This is a genomic window from Planktothrix tepida PCC 9214 (assembly GCF_900009145.1).
Lineage (GTDB): Bacteria > Cyanobacteriota > Cyanobacteriia > Cyanobacteriales > Microcoleaceae > Planktothrix > Planktothrix tepida.
Window position 1 is genome coordinate 1 of sequence record NZ_LN889947.1, and the last position, 218, is coordinate 218.

Annotated in this window: 1 protein-coding gene; it reads right to left on the bottom strand. The window is 34.4% G+C overall.

The window, feature by feature from the left end:
* The coding region (locus tag PL9214_RS31905; RefSeq protein WP_222425323.1) for a hypothetical protein at window positions 1-218 on the bottom strand (218 nt) is incomplete at both ends.

Consider the following 218-nt stretch of genomic DNA (forward strand, 5'->3'; position numbering starts at 1 on the left):
ACCTATATAACCTATTTCAGTCCATTTTTCATTAGGTAAAAATTTTGTACCATTGGAACGTCTGATATATACTCCATCGTTATTAGAACCAATAGCATCGGCTTTGCCATCACCTGTTACATCAGCAAACCAAGTGCCATTTTGACCTATATAACCTATTTCAGTCCATTTTTCATTAGGTAAAAATTTTGTACCATCGGAACGTCTGATATATACTC